Origin of the sequence: Microbacterium karelineae (assembly GCF_009745985.1) — a bacterium.
GTDB classification, from domain to species: domain Bacteria; phylum Actinomycetota; class Actinomycetes; order Actinomycetales; family Microbacteriaceae; genus Microbacterium; species Microbacterium karelineae.
This window is the reverse complement of the sequence record NZ_WFIX01000023.1, coordinates 1-575: the sequence shown is the minus strand read 5'-3', so window position 1 is coordinate 575 and position 575 is coordinate 1. Positions and strand designations below refer to the sequence as shown.

Genomic DNA, 575 nt, shown 5'->3' with positions numbered 1-575 from the left:
AAAATCAAGTTAGAATTAATGATGTATTCAGCAACAAAAGAAGAGGAAAAACCTCTTCTCTTATTTATTTTTGTCTTATTTCAATAAGTCAGCTACGTATGGTAGTAAAGCAAGGTGTCTTGCTCTTTTGATAGCAGCAGAAACTTTTCTTTGGTATTTTAAAGAAGTTCCGGTGTATCTTCTTGGTAAAATTTTACCTTGCTCGTTTACAAATTGTAATAAGAAATCAGCATCTTTGTAATCAACGTGCTTAATTCCGTATTTTTTGAATCTACAATATTTCTTTTCAGATTTTGTATTGATATCAAGTGGAGTAAGGAATTTTACTTCTGATTCTCCTCCTGCTGAGGCTTGTTTAGCCATTTCATCTATTGCCATGTCTTGTCTTTTTTAAAAAATAGGGTTAATAATTAAGCTTTAGCTGCTTTTACTTTAGCTCTTCTTGTTACAGCGTACTCTACAGCGTGCTTGTCAAGTTTTGTAGTAAGGTAACGGATTACTCTTTCGTCACGCTTAAATGCTAATTCTAAATCAGCAACTACAGTACCTTCTCCTTTAAATTCGATTAAAGTATA

General features: G+C 32.3%; 2 protein-coding genes. Both read right to left on the bottom strand.

Going from position 1 to position 575, the window contains the following annotated elements:
• Positions 1-75: 75 nt before the first annotated feature.
• Entirely contained in the window at positions 76-378 is a 303-nt protein-coding gene (gene rpsR / locus GB932_RS21785; RefSeq protein ID WP_002979091.1) for a 30S ribosomal protein S18, read from the bottom strand.
• A gap of 32 nt (positions 379-410) precedes the next feature.
• A complete protein-coding gene (locus tag GB932_RS21780) occupies positions 411-566 on the bottom strand; it encodes a 30S ribosomal protein S6 (RefSeq protein WP_231915929.1) in 156 nt (51 codons plus the stop codon).
• Between the last annotated feature and the right edge of the window lie 9 nt (positions 567-575).